Origin of the sequence: Curtobacterium luteum (assembly GCF_001475545.1) — a bacterium.
GTDB lineage: Bacteria > Actinomycetota > Actinomycetes > Actinomycetales > Microbacteriaceae > Curtobacterium > Curtobacterium luteum_A.
In genome coordinates, this window is record NZ_LDQC01000168.1 from 1 (window position 1) to 745 (window position 745).

At 65.6% G+C, this 745-nt stretch carries 2 protein-coding genes; one reads left to right on the forward strand and one right to left on the reverse strand.

Annotation, left to right across the window (positions count from 1 at the left end; genetic code table 11):
• Positions 1 to 15 precede the first annotated feature (15 nt).
• A complete protein-coding gene (locus NS184_RS18990; protein WP_083513803.1) occupies positions 16 to 318 on the forward strand; it encodes a tyrosine-type recombinase/integrase in 303 nt (100 codons plus the stop codon).
• Here the strand turns inward: NS184_RS18990 and NS184_RS16935 are convergent.
• Entirely contained in the window at positions 235 to 630 is a 396-nt protein-coding gene (locus tag NS184_RS16935) for an ImmA/IrrE family metallo-endopeptidase (RefSeq protein WP_058727230.1), read from the reverse strand. The two genes, NS184_RS18990 and NS184_RS16935, sit on opposite strands and share 84 nt — an antisense overlap.
• Positions 631 to 745 lie beyond the last annotated feature (115 nt).

The following is a 745-nucleotide window of genomic DNA, read 5'->3' on the forward strand; positions in this document are numbered from 1 at the left end:
GGCGTCCTACTCCCCCTGGACGGCTCACCCCTCGATCCCGGCGTCGACAACCGTGCGTGGCATGCCCTACTCGAACGCGCAGGAGTGAATGACGCACGCCTGCACGACGCCCGTCACACCACCGTTGACCTGCTCTACGAAGCCGAAGTGCCCGAAGCAGTCATCACCGAAATCGTGGGGCACTCCACCATCGGCATGTCGCGGCGGTACCGGTCACGTGGCAACCAGCGTGCACTACGCGACGCCCTCACCAAGATGTCCAAGCTGCTCACCGTAGGTACTGAACCAGACGGACCACAGCCGTTGACTGACGCCTAACTCGGCAGCGATCTTCGCCGGGTCGTCAGTCCACTGGCACACAGCAAGAGCCTCCCCCGCGTTGATGAGACGGCCGGCCGCTAAGCGGTCGGCCGTCTTCTCGTGTTTCGGCGTCGAGTCGCGGTGCCCGAGCGTCGCGTGGGCGAGCTCGTGCGCGAGCGCTGACTTGTCGTGCACGGCGCGCATGCCCTGCCTGATGACGATGAGGCTGTGGTCGGGGTACCAGAAGCCGTTGGCCGTCCTGAGCTTTCGGTGGATGACCTCGATGCCCAACGCGTCGGCGTGCTCGTACGGGTCATAGTACCCCACCATTGCCTCTCCCTACGGTGCCTGATCCTCCGGCTCGTCCGACTCGGCATCGCGGGACATAGCCGCCCGTGCGTCTCCGGACGATTCCAGGTCTTCGACGGAGCGGTTGCGCAGCGGG